The organism is Thiohalocapsa marina (genome assembly GCF_008632335.1).
Classification (GTDB): Bacteria; Pseudomonadota; Gammaproteobacteria; order Chromatiales; family Chromatiaceae; genus Thiohalocapsa; species Thiohalocapsa marina.
The window spans coordinates 1-21771 of the sequence record NZ_VWXX01000041.1; the positions used below are offsets into that span (position 1 = coordinate 1).

At 65.2% G+C, this 21771-nt stretch carries 21 protein-coding genes and 1 pseudogene; 9 read left to right on the forward strand and 13 right to left on the reverse strand.

Going from position 1 to position 21771, the window contains the following annotated elements:
• Positions 1-335: 335 nt before the first annotated feature.
• The 3 genes from F2Q65_RS17265 to F2Q65_RS17275 form a co-directional block, all read right to left on the reverse strand.
• Positions 336-1136, reverse strand: coding sequence for a M48 family metallopeptidase (locus tag F2Q65_RS17265; RefSeq protein WP_150094653.1), 801 nt, complete (start codon positions 1134-1136; stop codon positions 336-338).
• A gap of 102 nt (positions 1137-1238) precedes the next feature.
• Entirely contained in the window at positions 1239-1625 is a 387-nt protein-coding gene (locus tag F2Q65_RS17270; protein ID WP_150094654.1) for an H-NS histone family protein, read from the reverse strand.
• A gap of 199 nt (positions 1626-1824) precedes the next feature.
• Entirely contained in the window at positions 1825-2289 is a 465-nt protein-coding gene (locus F2Q65_RS17275) for a LexA family protein (RefSeq protein WP_150094655.1), read from the reverse strand.
• A 162-nt stretch (positions 2290-2451) separates the two neighbouring features.
• On the opposite strand from F2Q65_RS17275, the gene F2Q65_RS17280 reads away from it, so the two are divergent.
• Together F2Q65_RS17280 and F2Q65_RS17285 are read left to right on the forward strand one after the other, a co-directional pair.
• On the forward strand, positions 2452-2820 hold the full coding sequence (locus F2Q65_RS17280; protein ID WP_281291061.1) for an HU family DNA-binding protein: 369 nt from the start codon (positions 2452-2454) through the stop codon (positions 2818-2820).
• Positions 2821-2931: 111 nt separating this feature from the next.
• Entirely contained in the window at positions 2932-3876 is a 945-nt protein-coding gene (locus F2Q65_RS17285; RefSeq protein ID WP_150094656.1) for a DUF4268 domain-containing protein, read from the forward strand.
• Between the two features lie 36 nt (positions 3877-3912).
• On the opposite strand, the gene F2Q65_RS17290 is transcribed toward F2Q65_RS17285, so the two are convergent.
• The gene (locus tag F2Q65_RS17290; RefSeq protein WP_150094657.1) at positions 3913-4575 is read right to left on the reverse strand and encodes a class I SAM-dependent methyltransferase; all 663 of its coding nucleotides are present in this window, start codon (positions 4573-4575) and stop codon (positions 3913-3915) included.
• Between the two features lie 10 nt (positions 4576-4585).
• Entirely contained in the window at positions 4586-4942 is a 357-nt protein-coding gene (locus tag F2Q65_RS17295) for a PIN domain-containing protein (RefSeq protein ID WP_150094658.1), read from the reverse strand.
• Positions 4943-5066: 124 nt separating this feature from the next.
• On the opposite strand from F2Q65_RS17295, the gene F2Q65_RS17300 reads away from it, so the two are divergent.
• The 6 genes and pseudogenes from F2Q65_RS17300 (at position 5067) to F2Q65_RS17325 (ending at position 9350) form a co-directional block, all read left to right on the forward strand.
• Positions 5067-5597 carry a hypothetical protein gene (locus F2Q65_RS17300; protein ID WP_150094659.1) on the forward strand — a complete coding sequence of 177 codons (531 nt, stop codon included), beginning with the start codon at positions 5067-5069 and terminating at the stop codon, positions 5595-5597.
• Positions 5597-6748 carry an HNH endonuclease domain-containing protein gene (locus F2Q65_RS17305; protein ID WP_150094680.1) on the forward strand — a complete coding sequence of 384 codons (1152 nt, stop codon included), beginning with the start codon at positions 5597-5599 and terminating at the stop codon, positions 6746-6748. The genes F2Q65_RS17300 and F2Q65_RS17305 overlap by 1 nt, the downstream gene beginning before the upstream one ends.
• A 23-nt stretch (positions 6749-6771) precedes the next feature.
• A complete protein-coding gene (locus F2Q65_RS17310) occupies positions 6772-7926 on the forward strand; it encodes an AcrVA2 family anti-CRISPR protein (RefSeq protein ID WP_150094660.1) in 1155 nt (384 codons plus the stop codon).
• A 194-nt stretch (positions 7927-8120) separates the two neighbouring features.
• Positions 8121-8567 (forward strand): hypothetical protein, encoded by a 447-nt coding sequence (locus F2Q65_RS17315; protein ID WP_150094661.1) that lies wholly within the window; start codon positions 8121-8123, stop codon positions 8565-8567.
• Positions 8568-8578: 11 nt separating this feature from the next.
• A pseudogene (locus F2Q65_RS17320) lies at positions 8579-8779 on the forward strand (DUF1810 family protein); the annotation flags it as partial.
• 55 nt (positions 8780-8834) lie between these two features.
• Complete coding sequence (locus F2Q65_RS17325; protein WP_170265795.1) at positions 8835-9350, forward strand: PH domain-containing protein; 516 nt, start codon at positions 8835-8837, stop codon at positions 9348-9350.
• Between the two features lie 484 nt (positions 9351-9834).
• Here F2Q65_RS17325 and F2Q65_RS17330 read toward each other — a convergent pair whose 3' ends face one another.
• The 8 genes from F2Q65_RS17330 to F2Q65_RS17365 all read right to left on the reverse strand — a co-directional run bounded on the left by F2Q65_RS17330 (position 9835) and on the right by F2Q65_RS17365 (position 20410).
• Positions 9835-15345 (reverse strand): DUF3320 domain-containing protein, encoded by a 5511-nt coding sequence (locus tag F2Q65_RS17330; protein ID WP_150094664.1) that lies wholly within the window; start codon positions 15343-15345, stop codon positions 9835-9837.
• A gap of 243 nt (positions 15346-15588) precedes the next feature.
• Positions 15589-16542 carry a DUF932 domain-containing protein gene (locus F2Q65_RS17335; RefSeq protein WP_150094665.1) on the reverse strand — a complete coding sequence of 318 codons (954 nt, stop codon included), beginning with the start codon at positions 16540-16542 and terminating at the stop codon, positions 15589-15591.
• A 61-nt stretch (positions 16543-16603) separates the two neighbouring features.
• The gene (locus F2Q65_RS17340; RefSeq protein WP_150094666.1) at positions 16604-17191 is read right to left on the reverse strand and encodes a hypothetical protein; all 588 of its coding nucleotides are present in this window, start codon (positions 17189-17191) and stop codon (positions 16604-16606) included.
• 32 nt (positions 17192-17223) lie between these two features.
• On the reverse strand, positions 17224-17532 hold the full coding sequence (locus F2Q65_RS17345; protein WP_150094667.1) for a hypothetical protein: 309 nt from the start codon (positions 17530-17532) through the stop codon (positions 17224-17226).
• Between the two features lie 89 nt (positions 17533-17621).
• Positions 17622-18617 (reverse strand): hypothetical protein, encoded by a 996-nt coding sequence (locus F2Q65_RS17350; protein ID WP_150094668.1) that lies wholly within the window; start codon positions 18615-18617, stop codon positions 17622-17624.
• Positions 18618-18905: 288 nt separating this feature from the next.
• The gene (locus F2Q65_RS17355) at positions 18906-19187 is read right to left on the reverse strand and encodes a hypothetical protein (protein ID WP_150094669.1); all 282 of its coding nucleotides are present in this window, start codon (positions 19185-19187) and stop codon (positions 18906-18908) included.
• Positions 19188-19720: 533 nt separating this feature from the next.
• Positions 19721-20047 (reverse strand): hypothetical protein, encoded by a 327-nt coding sequence (locus F2Q65_RS17360; protein WP_150094670.1) that lies wholly within the window; start codon positions 20045-20047, stop codon positions 19721-19723.
• 12 nt (positions 20048-20059) lie between these two features.
• Positions 20060-20410: a helix-turn-helix domain-containing protein gene (locus tag F2Q65_RS17365; protein ID WP_150094671.1), complete on the reverse strand. Its 351-nt coding sequence runs from the start codon at positions 20408-20410 to the stop codon at positions 20060-20062.
• 283 nt (positions 20411-20693) lie between these two features.
• Here F2Q65_RS17365 and F2Q65_RS17370 point away from each other — a divergent pair, with 283 nt between their 5' ends.
• Complete coding sequence (locus F2Q65_RS17370) at positions 20694-21695, forward strand: COG3904 family protein (protein WP_150094672.1); 1002 nt, start codon at positions 20694-20696, stop codon at positions 21693-21695.
• Positions 21696-21771 lie beyond the last annotated feature (76 nt).

The following is a 21771-nucleotide window of genomic DNA, read 5'->3' on the forward strand; positions in this document are numbered from 1 at the left end:
TCGGGATGCGGCACGAGCATGGCGTTGAGGTCGATGGCCGGCTCCTGGTCGTCCTCGGCCGGGGACGGGAAGCCGGCCTGCACGGGCCAGGTCATGCGGGGCAGCGGGTGCGGCGTGGCGCGCGCCACAGGGCATGGTATAGCACCGACCAGGACTGGCTTGGTCTCGGGCCTGGGGCGGCTGGCTTGGCGGTTGTCGTGGCAGAACGGGGGCGGCATCGTGCTGGCGTTGCGGTGGGCAGTGAACTGCCGGCAGGTTACGGCAGCGGCCGGGAGCTGTCTATATCGACAGTGGCCCGGCCAAGGGGCATCTGTTGTGCAATTCCGCCTGCGCGTTCAGCGCCCGCAGCGCGGCGCTGGGCGGTCTTCGAGCGCGGCCGCCTGTAGCGCAAGGGCGGCGGGCATGGCGGCTTGCAGGTCCTCGAGCCGGCTGTCGTGAGTGGGATGGGTGGAGAGGAACTCCAACGGCTGGCCGCCGCCGGCCGCGGCCATGTTGCGCCATAGGCTCAGGCTCTCGCGCGGATCGAAGCCGGCGCGCGCCATGAGCTCCAGGCCGAGCAGGTCGGCCTCGCGCTCGTGGGTGCGGCTGTAGGGCAGCAGCAGACCGAGCTCGGCGCCGATGCCGAGCGCCTGCCGCAGCACTTCGTGACCCAGGCTGCCGGGGTCTTCGGCCAGCAGGTCCACCAGCAGCAGGCCACCCTGGACCGCGAGCTGTTGGGTCAGGCGCTCGTTGCCGTGGTCGGCGCGCACATGGGCGATCTCGTGGGCGATGACGGCGGCGAGCTGATCGGGCGAGCGCACCACCTCGAGCAGGCCGCTGTTGACGCCGATCTTGCCGCCGGGCAGCGCGAAGGCGTTCGGGCTCGGGTCCTGGAAGACGGCCACCGACCATTCGCCCCGTGGCGGCGGCAGCGCCTCGATCAGGGCGCGGGTGATGCAGGTGATCTCCTCGCGCACGGCCTTGTCCGTCACCAGCGGTTGGGTCTGCAGCAGCTCGGCGAAGGTGCGCTCGCCGATCGCGGCCATCTGCTGCTCGGGGATCAGCGTGACCTGGGTGCGGCCGGTTGGTGATTGATCGCAGCTGCCCAATAGAAGCAGCAGCACTGTCAGCGTGAGCCGGAGAGGCAAGCGCAGCATCGGGGTATCGGGCGTTTCAGCGCAGCGATTGGAGGGCAGCGGATCGGAAAAGGGCTCGGTGTAAAGGCCGCCGGTTGACGGCCATTGGCCATAGGTTGTCGATCAGCCCGCGACCAGTGTCAAATGCTCGGCCTTGAAGGCGTCGCGCTGCTCTCTGTCGGTGGGATCGAAGCCCTGCGCGAGCATCTTGTTCTTCAGCCATTGCGGGACCGGTCCGCGCTTGTAGGTATTGCCTGCATCGTCTGGATCGACATAGTAGCTGCCGGTGCGTTCGGCACCGCCACCGCGCTTGCGGCCGAGCAATTGGTTGGCGATGTCGACGACCTCATAGCCCTTGGCCTCGATCTGCGCGCGCAGCTCGCGCACGAAATCACCCTTGGCCTCTTTCAGCTTCAGCGTCAGCAGGCGATTGATCTCGGCTTGCTTTTCTGCCATCTCCTGCTGATGCCGCTGCAGATCGTCGATGTCGAGGTGCTCGAAGGTGCCCATGGATAACTCCCAGTTGTGGTGATTAAAGGGCGGGAGTGTACTGGATTTGACGATAAGACGTCCAATAATTCGTCATCGTCGGGAAATGGGACGGGCTATTCATTGGCGAGGCGTACAACGGCATTGGTGCTGAATTGGTCGGCCTTTCGCGCCGGTATTGGAGGCGTTTATGTCGATGGTCTCGAAAGAGCGTGGGGGCCTATCGGCGGTTGTGCAGTACCGCGCTCACCACCCCCAGCACCTCGACGGCCGCATGCGGGTACGTGAGCGGGGCCATCTCGGGGTTGGCCGGCTGCAGGCGGATGCCCTCGGCCTCGACATAGAGCCGCTTCAGGGTCACCTCGCCGCCATTGATCAGCGCGACCACGGTGGCGCCGTTCTCGGCGTGCGGGCGCTGGGCGACCAGAATCAGGTCGCCGTCCTCGATGCCGTCCTCGGTCATGGAGTCTCCGCGCACGCGCAGCGCGAAGCTCGCGCGGCGCGCGAGGTCTTCGGGGATGTCGATGGTCTCGGGGTCCTCGACGGCCTCAATGGGCTGGCCGGCGCTGACGGTGCCGAGCAGGAGCAGCGTGGCAAGCGGTTCGTCTTCCAGGTCCAGGGGCGCGGGGTCCGCGGCAAGCACGGTAGGGCCGAGGTGTCGGATCAGGTAGGTGGGTTTTGCCATGGGGTCCCTGAGCGGCGCTTATCGTTGGTATCAGCAATGGTACGCTAGCTTGAGATCGTGTCTTGCCGTTGTCATTTTGATGAAGCTCTGTGCGACAATGGCGAGCACGGCTTGGGGGTGCTTCTCTCCCATTCTGGTGTTCTCTGCGCAGAGGTGTGATGTATGTCGGAACTGGCCGCGGCCCCGCGTGACGTGCCCGAAGAGACTGACTCCACTGCTGCGGCTCTCGCCCCCGTGTCGGTGACCCGCACGAATCTCATCGAGCGTCTCGCGGCGCAGCAACCGCATCTCAGTGACGATGATGTGGCACTCGCGGTGAAGACCCTCCTCGAGCAGCTGACTGAGGCGCTCGTGCGCGGTGAGCGCATCGAGATCCGCGATTTCGGGGCCTTTTCGCTGCGTCACTATGCGGCGCGCATGGGACGCGATCCGCGCACCGGCGAGCCGGTGGCTATACCGGCAAAGCGCTCAGTGTATTTCCGCCCTGGCAAGGGGTTGCGGGAGCGGGTGGCGAACGGTCTAGAGGGATAGGTGACAGCCGTTATCCGAACTCCGATGCTGCGAGGGGGCGAGATCCGATAGGCTCTTCCGACTTATAGTATTGCGTGAGGTGAAATCCCACTCCCTTCAGGACCGCTAACGATGAAGCTTGAAATCGGACGCCTTAGCAACATTCCACCTCGTGACGCCTGGCAGCATGAAGCGCGGGATTTCACCCCTTGGCTCTCAGAAAATCTGGACCAGCTCGGTGAAGTGATTGGTCTCAAGCTGGAACCGGAGGGTGTTGAGGTTGCGGTCGGGGCGTTCTCGGCGGACATCCTCGCGCGTGACATGCAAGGGCGGCTCGTGTTGATCGAAAACCAGCTTGACACGACTGATCACAGCCATCTCGGACAGGTACTGACGTACATGTCCGGTCTGGAAGCGGAGATTGTGATCTGGATCGCCACAGAATTTCGTGAGCAACATTTGTCTGCGATCAGCTGGCTGAATGAAAACACAGCCGACAGCTTCGCGTTCTTCGCAGTCAGGCTCCGAGTGGTCCGGATAGGCGATAGCGCTCCGGCACCAATGTTCGATGTGCTTGGCCGCCCCAACGCTTGGGAACGCCAGATGCAACAAGTCGTGCGGGAAAAGACTGGGGAGAGCTCGGCCTTTGCCGAAGGCCGCAGAGCCTTCTGGCGCCGCTATTTGGAGCGGTATCCAGAGGATGCGGCGCTCGGTGTGAAAGAGACAGGCAGCCCATCGAACTGGCTCATACCGGAGGGCGACACTCAGATGGTCGTCTCGATATACAGGGCCAAGACTGGCGTCGGTGTGTTCCTTCGTGGTCCGCGAGGTGAGACGCCTGCCGAAACGCAGGCACGCTTACTGCCTCATGCCCAAGAGTTTGAACGGCTCGTCGGTGTTTGCAAACATATTGGTGATGACGACAACCATCCGGTAGACAGCATCGATATTGATATGGATGATCATGAGAACTGGGACCGAGCGATCGACTGGATGCACGAGCGTGGCCATGCTTTTCTAGATGCTGCCACCAGCCTTTTTGGGGCGGAAAATGCCGAGTCAGAGCGCACACGATAAATATGGGTTTTGTGCAACCCCCCTTGCCGGACACCATCACCTGTATGGCAATTCGCTTGTGCGCGGAATAGGCTCCGCCCGCTTTGCCATAACGCTATTCAGCCACCGCTCCCCCTCCCGCCCCGGCCGGCGGTCCGCCGTGGTCCAGGTCTCCACCACCGTCAGCTCCGGCACCGCCCGCAGCAGTGCCGCAAGCCCCGCCTCGTCGAGGTCTGTGAACCGCCGCCCGCCATGCTCCCGCTCCCCTGCCCCGTATTTGAACGAGGCGTAGAGCACCCCGCCGGGCTTGAGCGCCCGGGCCAGTCTGCGCAGCACCTCGGGCAACTCGGCCAGGGGCACATGCAGCAGGCTGGCGCAGGCCCAGATGCCGTCGAAGCGCTCCTGCCAGGCGATGTCCTGGACGCGCAGTACCGCCACCGGCAGCCCGCAATGGGCCTCGGCCAGCCGTGCGAGGGCCGCTGAGGGCTCCAGTGCGGTGAGCGCATAGCCGCGCTGGCGGAAGGCCAGGGTGTCGCGCCCGGAGCCACAGCCGGCGTCGAGGATGGCCGCGGCGGGTGGCAGGTGGGCGAGGAAGCGGGCATAGAGCGGCGTCATGTCGACCGCGACGGTCTCGGCGAAGAAGGCCTTGGCGTTGGCGTCGTAGTACGTCGACCCGTCGGGCGTTGCGCCCGGTATCGGTCGTTGCTGATTGTCGGTCATGCTTGCGGTTCTAGTCCGGCGTCGGCTCCCAGTCCATACGCTCCACACGTACCCCTCGCTGCTGCAGATGTGCGATCAGCGCATCGAATCCGCTGTCCTTGGTGAGCACGCGGTATTCGGCCTCCGGCTCCTGGCCTACGCCTTCACCAAGATAGAAAGCGAGGTGGAAGTCGAGCGCGTTCTTGCCGGTCCGTTCGAGCCTGATATAGCGGCCCCGCGCGCCGAGCGCCTGCATCGTCTCGACCAGGTCGAACGGCAAACGGTGCTGCTGGGGTCCGATGAAAAGCGCGACCGTGGAGGCCTCGTCGATCCAGTCCCCCATCTGCTTGGGCTGGATGCTCTCGTAATCGATCAGATAGTGGGTCACGAGCGCTGTCCTCTCTGAAGCTTCGCTGCATGGCTATAATGCCATGACGTCGTGGACGCGCGTTGTCGCAACGGCGTGCCCGCGCTTTCCGTACCGCCAACCGACCATGCGCCGAGTCACCAGCATGCCCGAAGAAGACGCCATCGCCGCCGATCTGCGCCACGGCCTGCATGCCTTCCAGCCCAAGCAGATCATGGCCACCTTCAATGCGCTGGCCTTTCTCGACGGCACGCGCATCCTGCAGCGCGCCATGCAGACGCTCGAGCACTGCGATCTCGAGGCGCTGGTCGCGGTTGCCGGCGGCGACGCCCAGCTCACGCATGACCTGACCATGGAGGTCTTCCGTGACAGCGTGCTCGGCTACTGCGAGGGTAAGGGGCTCGAGGTCGAGGAGGCGGTCGAGCACGACATCCCTACCTGGCTGGAGGCCTATGCGCCGCTGTTTGCCACAGCCAACCTAAAGCACATGGACGCGGCACTGGTCGAGGACGAGCCGGACCCCGCCTTGGCCCAGCGCTCGCTCATCGAGTACCACCAGCGCATCGACGTTGCCGCCTGCGAGGACCGGCAGGCGCGTGTCCTGCTCTCGGCCTGGGAGTCGGTCGAGACGCTGATCGGTTTTCTGGTCACGGACGTCTCCGCGGCCCGGTCGTGATGGTCGCGGCTGGCCGCCATCTGCCCGACGACGAGGGGTTGAACATCGCCGCCCTGAGCCGGCTATTCCAGCACACCACCAATTCCTACAAGTTCGTCTTCTTCCTCGCGCTACTGGACCTGCTCGCGCGCCACCGTTTCGACGCCGAGCGGCCCTACACCTATGCCGAGATCACCATCGAGATGCTCTCGATCGCGTGGTTCGCGCATACCTACTTCAAGCTGTCCTTCGGGTCGCTGGACACCATCGCCAAGAAGCTCGATGCGCTGGACCTGGCGCTCGGGGATGCCGAGACGCTCACCGCCAACGACCGCAAGCGGCTGCGCGCGGCGCTCGGAGGCTGCGATCTCGGGGAGGCGGCACGGCTCATGGATTTCGTGCCCTACCGGCTGCAAATCCCCTTTCTCACGGAGCACCTGCAGGGCGTCGACAAAGGCGCCTGGATGGTCTTCGAGCGCGCCATGCCGGCGATCACCAATGCGCACTTCGCCACCGCCCGGCCGCTCTACCGCTACGACAGCGACGACTGGAAGGCCTGCGCGAGCCTGCGCTGGCACCCGGACTGGGTGGCCTACCTGGAGCGGCACTTCTCGATCATCCACGGCTGGGCCGCCTGGCACTGGCTGCAGTACATGCAGCGGCGCAATCCGGCCACGCCGGCCATCGCCACCAAGCTCTTTCCGCCGGCCAAGCGCGAGTCGCTCTCCGGCCAGACCCGCTACTGGCGCGAGATCCTGCGCCAGGCACCGGCTGGGCTGCGCTGCATCTACTCCGATCAGCCGCTCACGCCCGAGGCCTTCGCGCTGGATCACTACCTGCCCTGGTCCTTCGTCGCCCACGATCAGCTCTGGAACCTGATCCCGGTACCGCGCGAGGTGAATTCCTCGAAGTCCAACAAGCTCCCGGACGGCGACTACTTCCGCGACTTCGTGGACCTCCAGTACCATGCCCTGGAGATCGCTCGGCGCGCATTCCCCGTTCGGCAGTTCGAGCGCTTCGCCGAGGACTATCTCGCGGACCTGCACCTGACGTCGGTCGAGGCGCTGCTGAGCTACGGCGAGCTGTTCCGCGCCTATGATCAGACCATCGGCCCGCTGATGACGCTGGCCGCCAACCAGGGCTTCACGCCGGGCTGGCACTACGAGCCCTAGAGCGCGCCTGAGAGACCGACCCCATGGATCGACTGAATGACGCCAGCCTGATGGCCCGGCCCCATCCGGTGCGCATCGATGCCGTGCTGGACCAGCCAATGGACTCCCTGGTGTTCGAGACCGCGGGCGTGATGCCAGCGCTCAAGCCGTATCTGACGGACGGGCGGGCCACCACTGAGTGGATTCTCAAGCATGTGCCAGGCATGTACGAGATCGCCGAGTCCCACTTCGGCCTCATTGGCGGTGCCAACATGGGCAGCTTCATCCTGACCATGGTCCGGGCCCGGTTGCGCGCGCATGGTGACCCCATCGTTCAGGTCACGCCCGCGCTGCAGGCCATGCTCACCGAGACGGACCTCGCGGCGGAGCTGCCGGCGGGGTTCTTCCGCAGCCCCTATCCCATGGTCTATATCGAGCTCGCGCGGCCCAATACGCTGCAAGTGGCCAACAAGGTCTCCGGGCTGCACGAGTGCGAGGGCGCCTATATCGGCACCTACGAGCTGCCCGCAGGGCATGGGGTCTTTCATAACGCGGCCCGCAATCGGGCGCTCAACCTTGACCCGGCCAAGCCGGTACGGGTCATCGAGGTCGTCATTACGGGCTCGCCGATCGGCAAGGCCAACGCCCTCGATGACGCCTCGCAGGATATTGTGTTGCTGGTCCAGGACGAGGACGAATGCCTGCGCGCGGTGCTGGACCGGCACATCGCCTGGTTCCACGACCCGGTCGCCTACGCCCACCCCGGCATGGCGCCGCTGGACCCGGACGACGTGGCGCTGGTCAAGCCCGTGATCGAGCAACTGGCCAAGGTGCTTCTGTATCTGAACCTGACGGATGCGGAGAAGCTTCGCGTGACCGAGCGTTCCGATCTGCTGGAGAAGATTCGGGGGCTCGGGCCGAAGAAGGCGGCGAAGTTCAGGCGGCGCATGGCGGGTGCTTACGACCGCATCGTCATCGGGCCGGCTGCGTTCCCGGAGCCCGAGGAGCCGGCGGGTACCGGGGGTGGCGGCGGTGAGGCGCACCGTAGCATCAAGGCGCACTGGCGCCGGGGACACTTTCGCACCATCCGTTATGGCGAGGCGTTGAGCAAGCGCAGGCTCGGGTGGATCAAGCCTGTGCTGGTGAATGCGGGGCAGGCCTTCGGGGGCGTGAAGGCGAAGGCGTATGTGGTGCGGTAGGTCAGTGTTGGTCGTTTCGCACGTGTGTCCTTTCACCATGCCAACCGTGCTACAGACTCGCAACGCCTGCCCTGATTGCCATCCAGAACGGACACAATGCTTATTTACGCCGGTGCCAAACAGGCTCAACATCGGACCTCGCGTTGTCGCTCCGCGTTCAGGATTTCGCTCATGCTTTAATGCGAGGAAGACTAATGAATCTCTTGCTATGGGCTGCTGCAATCTGGCTGCTATTTGCAATTCTCTCTGCAATCCTTTCTGCTTTATTATCAATCACTAATGCAACATTTCGATTTTTGCTTTTTATTATCTTGCTGCCGTTTGCGATTCCTTGGGCTCTTTACAAAGAACATCAGCAGCGCAAGTACATTCGGAGCAAGTCAATTCAATACCAGACCCATCTCGCGAAGAGAAGGATGAGTCTCATACGTACGGATCATTATGGAGATGAGGATCGCTCTCGCTGGGATGCAGAGATGAAATATTTTTTAAAGCATAAGGTTAGCCCGGTTCCAGACCAGTATCTTCTACCGTTTGGTGAATCCAGATTTATCGACGACAAAGATGCCATGGCAATTATCGACGAAGTCGCCAAAGCCGGGCAGCTGAAGCGCTCTGCATCGCCCGCTGATTCCGATTAGCCTGCGCCGAGGCGGTGCTCGCCATCAAGGGCAGATCCGCACGGGACATCTTCGGCATGCACGACGAGCTGAAGCTGTGCTCCTGCGCGACGTTGTTCGCGGAGGTGTCGCTTGGGGGCTCGGTGTTTCACCTGCTGATCGAGTCCTACTTTGGGGGCAAGGCGGATGTGCGGACGCGGGCGTTGCTGGGCGGGTCGCTCGCCGCTGATTGATGAGCTTGGGACTCTCGTACCTTTTGCATCCCAGCCCACAGGCTCGCGTTTGCGCATGAAATATCACTACCGTCTGGCCCCGATGACCCTCGACGTACTGGTCCTGACGGTCATCCTGCTGCTGATCCCGGTGGCCATCCAGGTCTGGGTGCTGGTCGTCTCCCTCTCGCTACTCGTCCCGCTGCTGTTCATCTACGGCATCTATGCCTGGGACTGGCTACGCTTTCGACCGTCGCGGTTCGTCATTGATGAAGATGCCCTGGAGGTCGTCTGGCCCCTGAAGCGGCGGCGCATTCGCCGTGCTGATATCGAGGATGTCCGTCTGACCGATCGCCGTGCGTTGCGGCGCGAGCTGGGGTGGGGATTCCGCGTCGGTGCCGGTGGGCTGGGCGGTGCCTTCGGCTGGCTCTGGACGCAACGGCGCGGGCCGGTGCAGATGTATGTCTCGCGGAACCGCGATCTGGTCTGGATCGAGATGGGGGACGCGAGGCCCTGGCTCATCACGCCAGAGCGGCCGGGGGAATTCATACAGCGACTATCGACAGAACGGTCGGCCGAGGAGCGAATGTAGTCATCGGCCAAACGCATCAGGGCCGGGTGCCCTTCCGCCGATTTTGAGTGTGCTCTCTACGGCGCATCAGCCTCGCTCCCCCGATCCGTTCTGCGACTTGCCGGCCGCCTCCATGGGCCAAACTGTCCGAGGCTGCGTCTTGGTGCTTGGCGGTGGATAGACCCACCCCTTGTGGCTCCGTCCATCCTGCGACTCCACAGCTGGAGCATAGCGTCGTCCCAGCCACTGCCAATGCTCCACTTGGAGCCTATTTCGATCCTCACTGATCAGGGTGAAGCCATTGGACTCGCCCATCAGCCGGCTGGACACCCCGCTATCGGCACGCGCGATGACGATGCCTCGACAACCCCGGCATCGCCCAGATGCACATGCCCGCCCAAGGCAAGATCGGGCTCTGCCCGCGAGATGGCACAGAAGTCATCCGCACACCCTGCAACGAGGCCGCGGTGGGCATCGGCGCGAGGATCGACGACGATCAGGGCGTTCAGCGGTCGGTTCGGGCATGCAGATAGGTCACCTGCTGCCCTTGTCGTCCCTCTCTGATCTCCCTGGCGCGCCCGATCAGCATTGAGAACTCCTCGCGCAGCCGGCGCCCCATGCGACCGACGCCGACGGCATCGCGCATCGCCAATTCCGGATCAGCATGTTCGTCGTCGACGATGCTGAGGGCCAGGCCGAGCTTTTCCGGCTCAGGCACGTCGTTCCAGTCTCGTTGCTCGCTGCCATTGCCAAGACCTCTGAACGCGATCCACTCCCGCGGTTCGACCTGTTGCGGCCAGAACACCGCGTTGTCACCAGCGAGATGCGTACGCAGGCGGCTATTGCCGAGCGCTTGGCGGATGGTTTTCCGGATCTCGGAGCCGGTGCGCTTGAAGTCGTGCAGGCGCGCAATGCGTTCGCAGAGATGGTTGAAACTGATGGGGCCAGACTGGTCGATGAGCTGGCAGGCCAGGCTGCGCAGGTGATGCCGATAGTCCGGTGCATAGAAGCGTGCCGGGTCGATGCCAACAGCATTGCCCGAGGCTTCAGCCGGCTCGGCGCCGGGTGAGGATGCCGTGCCAGCCGTCAGGTCCTCGGGGCGGAGCGCAACCACAACGCCGTGCCCCTCGTTTGGCGTCGCAGCGGTGACCGCATCGCTGAGGGCCCTACCGGTTTCTGCAGCAGCGCCCGGCATCGGTGCGTCTGCGCTCGGGAGGTCGGATGCGTCCTCCACAACACCAAGCAAGGGGCTGACAGGCGCTCGCTCGAGGAATTCGGGCTCGGGCTCGGGCTCGGGCTCGACAGGCAGCGCCGTGTCAGCTTCCGTGCGCTCATCATTGAAACTGGCAGTGGCAACAGCGGCTGGGGTCGGCGCGTCCTCGTCCAAGGTCGACACGCCCTGCAGGCCCCCACCGCTGATATCGTAGACACGAAACTCGGTAAACAGCTCATCGCCCGCCTCAGCGCCGATCGGCTCGATGCCCATGACTTGGAGACGCTGCAGCAGGTGTTGCCACCAGTACTCGGCATCGGTTATCCACTGGCTGCCGAAGACGCGCCAGAAGGTCCATCCCGCCCGCTCCAGCGTGCTCTGCCGTGCCATGTCGTAGGCCCATTGCTCGGGACCATGCCAGTGGTCGCCATCCAGCTCGATGGCCAGACGGCGGTCGTCGGCGCCCTCGACGACCAGATCGATGCGGTAGGGGCCGACCCGGACCTGAGCGCGGACACGATAGTTGGCCTCGAGCAGGCGCTCGCAAACGGCCCGCTCGAAGCCGGATTCGCACCGCTCCAGTATCGAGGTGCCGGCATCACGGCGCCCTTCGGGCATGGGGTCGGCGAAGTGGCGCAAGACATCGAGCTTGAGGTCTGCATCCTTGAGGTCTTCGGCGCTGACCGATCGCACCAAATAGAGTCGGTCGCGCGCACGGCTCAGGGCGACGTTGAAGCGCTGGGCGTCCTCGCGGGTGCTCTGCAGCTTGGCCTGGCCCGGTGCGGCGACCATCGACAGGAAGATGATGCTGCGCTCCTGCCCCTGCATGGTGCGGCTGTCACCGCAAAGAAGACCGAAACGCTCCATGACGGCCGGGCCGATCTGCTGATGCTGGATCAGCAGTTGCTCGATGCGCTGGGCCTGCTCATTGCCGATCAGGGAGATGACGCCGATGTCACGCTGGGCATGGGCGGGATCACGGGTCAGCCGCACGATCTCCTCGACGATGACCTCGGCCTCGTGCGGGTTCTGCTTGCCGCGGCGCTCGCCACCCTTGACGAAGATGTCCACCAGCGGCGGATCGAAGCGCTCGGAGGCCTTGGGCACGCGGATCGGGATCAGACGGCCGTTGTAGAAGCGGGTGGAGAACTGGATGATCGGCTCGACGCAGCGGAAGTGCTCCCTGAGCATCAGATGGGTCTGCGGCCACATCTGCATGGCGATCTCGAAGATGGAGGTCTTCTCGTCGATGACGTCCCGGTTAGGCAGCTGCCGCAGGTGCTCGGCGCGCAGATAGTCGATCTTGTGCTGCGGGATACCGACGGCGCTCGGGCTGACCTGTTGCTCGTCGCCGACGATCAGATGCTTCTTGCCGCGGGCAAGCGCGCTCAACGCGGTGACGTCAGACTGCGAGGCCTCGTCCAGGATCACCAGATCGAAGTCGCCCAGCGCAGCGGGCAATTGCTCCACCACCTTGTGCTCCGGCATCACCCAGACCGGAGCCGCCTGCGCCGCCTCGGCGGCGGCCTGGCGTGCGGCCTTGCGCAGACGTGGCGCGCTCTTGCCGGTACCCTGTCCGATTTTGCGCACGGCGCTGGTGAAACGTTGCAGCGCGCTCTGCACGGAGCCGGTCATGCGCTGCTTCAGCCCAAGCAAGGTGCGAATCCGAATGAGCTCGGCGAACAGCCGTTCGCGACGGCGGACCAGCGCGGCTTGGGTGTCGCGCCAGTCGTTGCCGTTGCCGAGCGCGATGATGTCATCGACGCGCCGGCGCAGCATGGCCCACTCCCAGGCCGCGCGCCAGTCCTCGGGCACGCGCTGATCGGGGTCCCCGGGTCGGCTGAGACAGCGTTCGACCCAGTTCGGCGCGCCGGCCAGGCGCAGGGCATCGAGGTCGTCGCTCACCTCCGTGAGGACGCCAGCCAACGCCTGGACGCGCGCGATCTCGTGGGTGATGGCATTGCGCGCGGCGATGATGTCCGGCGGCTGGATCTGCTCGGCGCCGATGGCCTCGGCCAGTTCGCGGATGCTTGCGTAGAGCGGCTGTTCGCCCCGGGTGCCGATCTGCTGCAATCGGCTCAGTGCCTCGGGGACCTGGTGCGCCTCCTTCAGATTGGCCCGCAAGGCCCGCATGAGCGGGGCGAGCTGCAGAGCGCTGAGATGTCCCTCGATGTCGAGGCCGTATGGGAAGAGCTGCTTGAGCACCGGCGCTTGGGCACCAATCTGCGCCGCCTGCGCCTGCAGGCGGGTGAGACGCCGTTCGACGTCACGCACGACTCTGACCAGCGCCTCGGGGGCCTCAGGCAGGATCGGCAGGTGGCCACGCGCGACATGCGGCTGCCATTGCGCCGCGATCTGCGCGCGCGTCTGACCGATGGCGAGGGTATCGTAGACCCGCTGCCAATCCTCGCGACAGACGGGCTCCGCGCCATCGAGCCGCAGACTGGCGACGGCCGTGCTCAAGGCGCGATTGAACAGCCGTTCGGTCAGACCGAGCGGTGCCCGGCCCTGGCTGGCACGCTCGGCCACCTCCAGCAGACGCTCGCGCACTGCGTCGTCGGCCTCGACCTGCAGCTCACCGGGCGTGCGATCGTGCAGCACCGCGCTGACTTGGCTGACGGCAAGCGAGACGTCCGAGGGTGCCCGCCCGCTCAGCGCTGCCTGCACAGCGTCTCGAAGCACGGCCTGCTCCCAGTCCGCGGCAGAGGCCAGTGCCTCATGGAGCTGTTGCAACAGCGCATACAGCTGCCGGGCGTGCAGGTCCGCCTCCGCACTGTCGCGGGCCATGGCCGGGACATCGGAAACGTCCTCGGGTGGGGTCAGACGGCGCTGGTGCTCACGCTGATGCGCATCGAGCAGCTCTGCCGCAGTTGGCAGGGCCGCGGCCGCGGGCAGCGTCGCAGCGAGGTAGACGAGGTCATCGCCCAACGGCGGCAGGCGCTCGCGCAGTCGCCCAACGACGTCCGAGAGCGTTGGTGGTGGCGGCGCGCTCGGGCGATCGGTCATCCAGCCGTAGCGCACGGCCTCCGCCCCGAGTCGCTCGGCCAGCGCCATCGGCGTGGCGGCCTGGCCCTGGTAGTCGAAGGTGGTCAGATTCGCCTCGGCGATCCGCGCCAAGGCGGCATCGCAGGCGCGCATCTCCTCATCGATCCCGAGGATCTCCTGCTCCAGTCGATCCCGTTCCTGGCGCGCCTGACTCGGATCGAGTGACACGACGTCATCGAGCAGCCGTTGGGCGGCGGCCTCGAGCTGTTTGGTGGCCTCACGGTCCGAGCCGACGGAGGCGATGATCAAATGCCCCAGCTCCTCCGGCAGCTTGGAGCGCACCGCGGCGATGGCCTCGGCCGTGCGCGCGGTGACCAGCACGCGTTTGCCGGTGGCCATGTAATGGCCGACGATGTTGGCGATGGAATGCGTCTTGCCGGTGCCAGGTGGGCCGGTGACGCTGACCACGTGCACCTGGTCCTGATCGAGCAGATCGATGATGCGCGACTGCTCCTGGTTGTAGGGCAGCGGGAAGAAATGCACCTTGCGCGCAAGGCCGGTCTCCGGGACGACCGGCTCAGGCATGACTGGGTCATTGGGGACAGACGGCGCCGACCCGCCGAGCACGCTACCCGTCAAACCATAGGGATCGTCGTCCAGGGACTGCGGGTCCGGCGCCGGGGCGATGTAGCCGCGCAGGCTGCCAGGCAGGCTTGCATCGTCATCGGTGGCCTCCACCCGTTTGCGCAGACGCTCCAAGTCCTCGCAGCGCAGGTTCTCGGAGCGCGGGCGCGCATAGATGGCCCAGGTGGAATAGAGCCGCAGTTCCGCGGTGGGCGGTTCGATGGCGACCCCCGCCTGCAGGGCCTGGTGATCGACGTGACGACCGCTCGCGGAGAGTTGTCCGGCAGCGAGATCGAGCAGGGGCTCCCAGACGGCCGGATCGAAGGGCGTGATATCGAGGTCGCTGTTGGCCTCGATGCGCTCGAAGCCCTGCTGCAACGCATGCTGCGTCTCGAGCGCGCCCGGGATGTGCAGCTCCTGGAAGGCGCGAATGCCGATGCTTGGGCGCACCTCGCGCGGGCGCAGCGCCAAGGCACCGCCCGCCTGCAGTTCCAGGTCGACCAATTGCTCGATGAGCGGCAGATCGACGACACGTTCCGGCAGCCGCCAGCGCGCCAGGCCAATCCCCCAGACCAGCTCCGGCGGCTTCGCGGCCGCGCCGCCGTGGAGCATGTTGTAGAGCTTGTAGAGGCTGTTATAGAGCCGAATCGTCGCACGCACCGGGCGCTCGGTTTCGGCCCAGGGGTCCCACACCACCGCTTTCCAGGCCGCCAGGCCTTCGCGAATGGACGTCAAACGCTCCAGGCGCAAGAGGACGCGCACCCTCGGCGGCGCGGCCTCCTGATCCGCTCCGCTGGCCTCGGCCGGCACGGGGTCGTACACGTCTTCCAAGGCAACGATCTGCGCCTCGCACAGGTCGGAGGCCTCGTCGATGGTGACCTCCTGCACGATGAATGCCAGGAATTTTGGCGTTGCATCGGGATCATCGAAGGGGCCATCGAGCCAGTGTGCCAGTGCTCCAGCCGGGGCCTGCGGCGCGCTCTCGCGCAGACGCTCAACCTTAAGCCAACGCTCATCCTCCGCGTTGAGCGACACGCCGGGCAGCCCAGCAATCTCGCGCTCAGCAAAGACCCCAAGCCGCGTATCGGACATCTGATAGAGAACACTGTCCCTGGCGCGCAGGACACCCTCGGCGAACTGGAATAATCCGCTGAGGCGGTTGCGGTCTTCGGTCTGGTCAGGCGTTGCTCTCATCTCGGTCCTCGCCGCTGGCACGCTGTATCCTTCGGCACGGTGTCTGCGCGTCTCGGACAATGACGTGCAGCTGTGTGCCAGCCCCTGAACTTCGCCGTATCACGGACGGCGTGTCAACGGTTTTTTGTCCCACGCCGTCCACCAGCGACTCTCAGAGACCACAGGCGAGCGCGCGACTCGCCTGCACCGGCATCTCGGTCTATTCGACTGAGGTGGCTGCGCATGCGATCTCCTTCATGCGTGCTACAGCGCCTGCAGTAACGTCGGTATGCGGGTCTGCCAATCCCTGCGCTCCTCGGGGTTGGTGCGGCGCTCGGCGATCCAGGACAGGGCCTGGCTGACGTCATAGAGGGTCTTGGCCGGTGTTGCGGTACCGGGGACGCTCAGCGTCGGCGCCCAGGGCTTTTCGCTAGCGGGACCTTTGGCGAAGGGGTCGACGAGCTCCCCGTCCTGTCCGGATGTGCAGAGGTGAAAGACTCGGCAGGCGGCCTTCTTGCCCCAGGTCTTCGCGAGTGGTCCATCGACCCAGGGTACAAGCCGGTCCGGCTTGAAGCCGTGTCGCTGCCAGTCATCGAGCCGCGCCCTGTCCTGCTCCACCAGCGCCATGCCGGCGCGGATGGCCGCAGGGATCTTGTCCAGATCGAGGTTATGGTTGTGGATGTCGTGGAACTCCTGCTTGGTCTCGCCGATCACGAGGCCATTGCTGCAGACGAAGCGCAGCCAGCCGAGCAAGAGCACCAGGCGGCTGGAGCCGTCGACGGAGTTGAAGACCTCCAGCCGCAGGCCGATGGGCTCGCCGTCGGCGGGTTGGTGATGATAGCGCGGCGGAAAGTAGAGCCGGCAGTTCATCCATTCACCGAGGTCTGTCAGGCCCAGCTCGCAGGTCAGCTCTTCAGTCGGCACGCCGCAGTCGGCGATCCCCTGGAGACAGCGTCTCACCACGTCCTGGTGCTGCGCCAGGCCGTAGGTGTTCGACACCACGCCGACGGGGACGGGCGCATCGAACGCGGCATCGGGCTCGCGGATCACCGTGCGCAGATACGGATTCGCCGGCGCGTGCGGTGCCGCGCGCAGCGCATCGAGGCGAAAACGCGGCAGCAGCGGCTCGATGTGCGCCCAGCTCCCCGCGCGATAAGTCACCGGCCGGGCACGCCAATGCCAGGGCGGATGAGGGATCGGGGTGGACGCTGGGGTCATGGGCGGTCTCCGGTTGTGCCTGCCAAGGGGCGCGGCAGGGTGATTGAGGCGTCATGGTGGCTCAAAGCCCCGAGGCCACTGTCGCTGCATCCACCCCGGGTCTTTCGCCGAGTCGGCACACGTGGTCCCACTCCGGAAACGGTTGCTCATAGCGACGCTTCCAGCCACGTTTGACCCGGATGCCCTCCTCCTCCCGGCAAATCTCGATATGGTGCCCGCACGCCAGATAGATCCAGGCGAAGGACAGCCCGCACCAAGGCACGGCATCGCGCTCGGCCACGCCAAATTCCGGTGGATGCGAACGTCGTTTGCCGTCGACCTCCCGGCTCGGGATCTTCAGATGCAGTAGTTCGTGCATGGCGATGTGCTCCAGCACCGGCCTCGGGGTGTCCGGTCGGTTCAGTATCGCGTGCAGCAACACGGTGCATTCGCCCTCGGCGAGCTTGTCCAGCGTAATGCAGGCCAGGGAATCGCCCGGCACGATCGTGAAATGGATGCGCAGCGCCGGCGAGATGTCCAACGCGACGCGCGCCTCGGCCAACAACGCCTCGAAGCGGCAGCACAGAAAACTGAGCTCGGGGTGCGGCGTTGCCCGCCGCTGCACCCGCCGCGGGAGCCGCGCCGCCTGCGCCATCCGCCGGTCCGTCATGCCTTCAGCTGCCTGGCTACGCGGACCACAGCCTAGCGACCGTTATAGAGCCGATCGATCGGGGTGCGGATCTCGCCGGTACCGTCGTTCTGGTAGATCCCGCTGTTGTTGTCATACGACCAGCTGTCACCACGCGAATCCGTACCACGCGTGATGCCGCCGTAGGACTGCGCATTCCAGCGCGAGCCGGTGTTGGCGTTGTAGCCGCTGTAACCGTTGCCGTAGGTGTTGTAGTGGTTGCCGCTGCCGTTGCCGTAGAGGCCGCCGTAGGATTGCGCGAAGACGACGCCCGGCAGGGTCGCTAGCGCACAGAATGCGGTAAAGGTCCTGAACGTTTTCATGGATCGATGCTCGTGTTGTGACGCGACGCTTGGCCGCAGATGAGAAGACGCAGTCGACGCCTTCGCCTGGACTGGCTGCCGGCGCGACCTCAGAAGTCCTCCTCGCGCACCTTGGCCTTGCCGAGCGGTTTGACCGGCAGGGGTCCCAGCGGGCCGTTCTCCGGCAGCGCCCTGCCCTTCTTTGCGGCAAACACCGACCCCACGCTGGTGAGTCCGGCTAACAGCCTTGCGCCTGGCAGCGCCCTGCCCTCGCGGTAGTGATGGAACCAGGGCAGGCCCGCCTTGGCGTAGCTCTTGGCCTTGAACGGGCGATGCGGCGGGCGCTCGCCGGTGACGGCCTGGTATTGCTTGGAATTGAGCAGGTGCACGAAGCAGCGGCTGACGTGGTCCTGGTCCCAGGCGTCGAGCCCGTAGGGGTCCGCATGAATCGTCTGGCGCATCAGCCCGCCGGCGGCCAGACCCATATCACTGCGTACTCGACAGAAACGGACAACAGACGTTTCATCTTCAAACCCCTCCTCGGGCGATTTCGGTTCCGGCGGCGGGAAGAGCGCACGATAGAGGTCCGCCTTCATCGGGTAGACGGCCAGCTGCACTCCACCGTGCTCGGCCGCACCCGTGAGCTGCTCCTCGGCGGTGTAGCCCAGGCCCAGGGGCATGGCGACGAACTGCCGGATCAGGCCTGCATCGACGTTGAAGCCATCGAGCCAGGGCTGCGCCGGCACCACCACGTAGTCCTGCGGGTCGTCCTGCAGGCCATTCGCCCAGAGCTTGCCGGAGACGGCGTTGATCTTGCCCGCGGCGATCTTCACCGCGCAGGGATAGAAGGCGGTGAAGTCGATCCACAGCGCCTCGGACTGATACATCGGCAGGAACACCCCGCCATGGCGCGCCCAGTCCTCGGGCACCGTCTCCAGGTGATCATCCACCGGGCGCAGGGGGAAGGATCCCAGTCCGGGCGGCAGCGGATAGCGCTGCCCGTCGTCCGGGATACGCAGGGTGCGCTGCAAGGCGATGCGGCAGCCGGCACGCGGCTCCACGTCCGGGAAATCGAAGACAAGCGTGTCGTCGGCGAGAGTGAGCACGGGGCCTCCGTCTGGTGGTGTTTTGGTGCTGTTTTGCGCGCGTGACGTTGTCGTCTCGCATGGCCGCTTCTCAGCCGCCAGGGTGTCCCCATTGATGGGGACAGCCGACCGGTGCCGCTCGGCGGTGTTGAGCAGGCTGGTTTGCGCGCACCCATACGCCGCCCCTTGCTGATCCACCATGCGCGGTGCCGACCGGTCGGCGTCGCCCGATCCCGAGTGGCTGTCAGCGCCGGCCCGTCCGCCCAGGGCCACATCGGTCCCTCGGCGCTGGGCGAGTCATAGCCTGACTCAATTGCAGTTGGTATAGGCCTGGGCGCCGATGTATTGCGTCGTGCAGTTGTAGTTGCGGGTACCGATCCGTCCGTTCTCGTACTCGAAGTTGCCGATGCGCTGGCGCGTGGAGTCGTAACGCTCGCCGCCGATCTGACCACTGCCGTAGGTGAAATCACCGATACGCTGTTCATTGATGCTGGTCGCGCCGTCGAATGGATTGGAATCGTCCGCGGTCTGCCAACCCCAGGCGGTTGTGCTCAGGCAGACGGCTGCGCAAAAGACGATGGCCTGTTTCATCTTCACTCTCCGATCGCCCCCGTCAGCGCCCCGGGGGATTGGGCATGCGTGTTCTCTTGCTGGGATGGGCACAAGTGCCTGGATGCTTGTCAAAACGGCTCGTGGCGCACGCGCCAGAGATCGCAGTGACACTCCCGTTGGCGCTCTGCAACTCGCCAGGATGGGTGTACTTTCGCCCGTCCCGATCATCGTGGCCGATGCGCATGACGGCCCGGTACCGTGAAAACAAACCGGTCTTCAGCGCTTCGGATTGAGACATGGACATGAACACCCCACCATGTCGTGCCCAGTCCGGCGGCATTAGGTCGCGAGACGCATCCACGGCGCGCCGGGAATGCGGCCCAGCCGCGGCGGCAGCGGATCGGCGCCGTTGTCGTCCGGGCTGCGTAGGGTACGCATGCATTCGCTCTTGCAGCGCGCGTGGCGATGCCCCTTGGGGAACGCGCAGCAGAGCCGGACGTTGTGGAGGTCAGCATAGGCGTTCCTTCCTGATTGATGCGGTTGCGGGGCGCTGGGCAACCCGGCCCTAAGGCTCAGTCGTCGAAGGCCTCGGGCGGCGGCTCGCGCAAGACCCTTGGCGGTCGTTTCAGTTTTGCCGCCCGTCCCTCCGCCCAGCGCATCCGCACGTCCGGGACGAAGATCGGCCAGAGCAGCGAGCCCACCAATAGGACGAATGGAAAGGCCAGTCCGCGGCCGAGCCGTCTCCACACGGAGGGCTCTTCCAGGATGTAATCCAATGGGCCATATCGATTGGACTGCGCTTCATCCGCGGGCCTTGGTCCCCAGGTCAGATACACCAGCACCAGAACACCCGCGAGAAGATAGGCGGCGGCCAGCGTCAGCAGGATCAAGCTCAGCATCAACACCCTCCTCTACCAGTCGCCGTCGCGGATCTCGCGGGCGAGCTTGCGCACCTGATCGTCGGGTGCGGCTTTGAGCGCGCGAATCAGCTCGGCAAACAACGCCGGGCGCGCCCGGATGATGGCCTGCAGGTCCTTGGAGACCTTGCCGGCCATGGCCAGTAGCACGTCGCAATCCTCATCGAGCTCAGCGGCGAGCAGCCGGATCTTCTCCTCGGACGGCGGCCCAAAGTCCCCGCGCTCGATGCGGCTCAGATAGGCCGGCTGCACGCCAATGCGCTGCGCCACCTGGCGCAGGCTGTAGCGCTTGTCTTCGGCGCGCAGCGTCTCGCGCCGCTCTCGGATGTACTCTGCAAAGGCCATGCGTTAAGTATAGCCGCAACAGTTCGTCATGCAAGCGGAATCTGCTATGCTCACACACCATGCCGGCAAGAGACGATAAGCAAGCGTTCACAAGACCCGCGCATGCGGGCTGTTGGCAGAGGCTGCGCGGCCCTGCCCTGACGACCAAGACAAGCACGCTGATTTCGGGTATGTTTCGTGCACCAAGCGCATCGGCCGGGCATGGTTGTGATGGCCGTCACCAAGGGGGGCATGACGCGTGATACGTTGGCGGAGCCTGACCTGGCGTCTGGGTTACGGTTTATTGGCCGCAGCCCTGGTGAGCCTATCGGCCGCGGTCGCCGAGGAGATCCGTCCACGCGGCAGCAAAGGGGCTTGGGCATGGAGCGACAACGTCGCCTCGACCTACTTCGAGCATGGCATTGGGTTAGCCGTCGTCTTCATGCCTGAGCAAGGCTGTCACGACGCCTTCTTCGCCATCAGCGGCAACGATACACTCGATTCGCTCTCCTTCACCATCGACGGCGCGCCCTACAACCCAGTGGCCGTCGACCCCTTTTATGTTGGCGAGGGGCTGCCACTGGCCGGTTTTCTGTTGTCCAAGCAGGCGCTCTACGACCTGAAGAACGGCTCGGTGCTGCGCATCGACAGCAATGTTGGCAGCCTGTCGGCGAGCCTTTCGGGGAGCGCGCTCGCGTTCAACCACGCCTACGGTAACTGCATGCGGATGGGCACGACCCAGGTCCTGCAGCCCACCCCGCCACAGGCGAGCCGTCCTCTGGTCGGCAGCATCGCCCGCGATACCACCAGCAAGCTCTCCAGCTTCGAGACCGACGACGGGGCGCCGGTCGTGGTGTTCGAGGGGGATTTCGAGCAGGGCGACAGCCAGGCCATCATCGAGGCGCTGCGCAACAGCGGCACATCCTTACTGGTGCTGGAGAGCGCCGGAGGGTTGGTGTCTGAGGCGCAAATGGTCGGCTACTACTTGCGCAGCAACAACGTCAACGCCATGGCCGGTGAGCTTTGCGCGAGCGCCTGCACCTTCGCCCTCGCCGGTGGTGTGGAGCGCTTGGCCTTGAGCACCTCGCGCATTGGTCTGCACCGCAGTCAGCTGCTGGGCGGCGGCGGCAGTCTCGAGGATGGCCAGCAGGTCGCGGCCAACTACCTCCGCTATTTTCGCAGCATGGGGGTCGACCCTGAATTGGTCGCCATCGCTGGCAGCGTGTCGAGCGGCAACATGCGCTGGCTGTCGTCGACTGAAGCGGAACGCCTGGGCCTGGTTACAGTGACCGTCCCCCCTGAGTAGCCGATCCCATGCTGGATGGAGGTAAAGGGCCGCCTTGGACTATTGGTGGGTCTGCAAGACATCCCCATAGCTCCCA

Coding starts and splice junctions, on each gene's coding strand:
- F2Q65_RS17305 (WP_150094680.1), top strand. CDS start 5,597: ATGGTCGCGGCTGGCCGCCATCTGCCCGACGACGAGGGGTTGAACATC.
- F2Q65_RS17355 (WP_150094669.1), bottom strand. CDS start 19,187: ATGAAACAGGCCATCGTCTTTTGCGCAGCCGTCTGCCTGAGCACAACC.
- F2Q65_RS17315 (WP_150094661.1), top strand. CDS start 8,121: ATGAATCTCTTGCTATGGGCTGCTGCAATCTGGCTGCTATTTGCAATT.
- F2Q65_RS17335 (WP_150094665.1), bottom strand. CDS start 16,542: ATGACCCCAGCGTCCACCCCGATCCCTCATCCGCCCTGGCATTGGCGT.
- F2Q65_RS17330 (WP_150094664.1), bottom strand. CDS start 15,345: ATGAGAGCAACGCCTGACCAGACCGAAGACCGCAACCGCCTCAGCGGA.
- F2Q65_RS17280 (WP_281291061.1), top strand. CDS start 2,452: ATGTCGGAACTGGCCGCGGCCCCGCGTGACGTGCCCGAAGAGACTGAC.
- F2Q65_RS17325 (WP_170265795.1), top strand. CDS start 8,835: ATGAAATATCACTACCGTCTGGCCCCGATGACCCTCGACGTACTGGTC.
- F2Q65_RS17300 (WP_150094659.1), top strand. CDS start 5,067: ATGCCCGAAGAAGACGCCATCGCCGCCGATCTGCGCCACGGCCTGCAT.
- F2Q65_RS17265 (WP_150094653.1), bottom strand. CDS start 1,136: ATGCTGCGCTTGCCTCTCCGGCTCACGCTGACAGTGCTGCTGCTTCTA.
- F2Q65_RS17340 (WP_150094666.1), bottom strand. CDS start 17,191: ATGACGGACCGGCGGATGGCGCAGGCGGCGCGGCTCCCGCGGCGGGTG.
- F2Q65_RS17345 (WP_150094667.1), bottom strand. CDS start 17,532: ATGAAAACGTTCAGGACCTTTACCGCATTCTGTGCGCTAGCGACCCTG.
- F2Q65_RS17290 (WP_150094657.1), bottom strand. CDS start 4,575: ATGACCGACAATCAGCAACGACCGATACCGGGCGCAACGCCCGACGGG.
- F2Q65_RS17365 (WP_150094671.1), bottom strand. CDS start 20,410: ATGGCCTTTGCAGAGTACATCCGAGAGCGGCGCGAGACGCTGCGCGCC.
- F2Q65_RS17275 (WP_150094655.1), bottom strand. CDS start 2,289: ATGGCAAAACCCACCTACCTGATCCGACACCTCGGCCCTACCGTGCTT.
- F2Q65_RS17360 (WP_150094670.1), bottom strand. CDS start 20,047: ATGCTGAGCTTGATCCTGCTGACGCTGGCCGCCGCCTATCTTCTCGCG.
- F2Q65_RS17270 (WP_150094654.1), bottom strand. CDS start 1,625: ATGGGCACCTTCGAGCACCTCGACATCGACGATCTGCAGCGGCATCAG.
- F2Q65_RS17310 (WP_150094660.1), top strand. CDS start 6,772: ATGGATCGACTGAATGACGCCAGCCTGATGGCCCGGCCCCATCCGGTG.
- F2Q65_RS17285 (WP_150094656.1), top strand. CDS start 2,932: ATGAAGCTTGAAATCGGACGCCTTAGCAACATTCCACCTCGTGACGCC.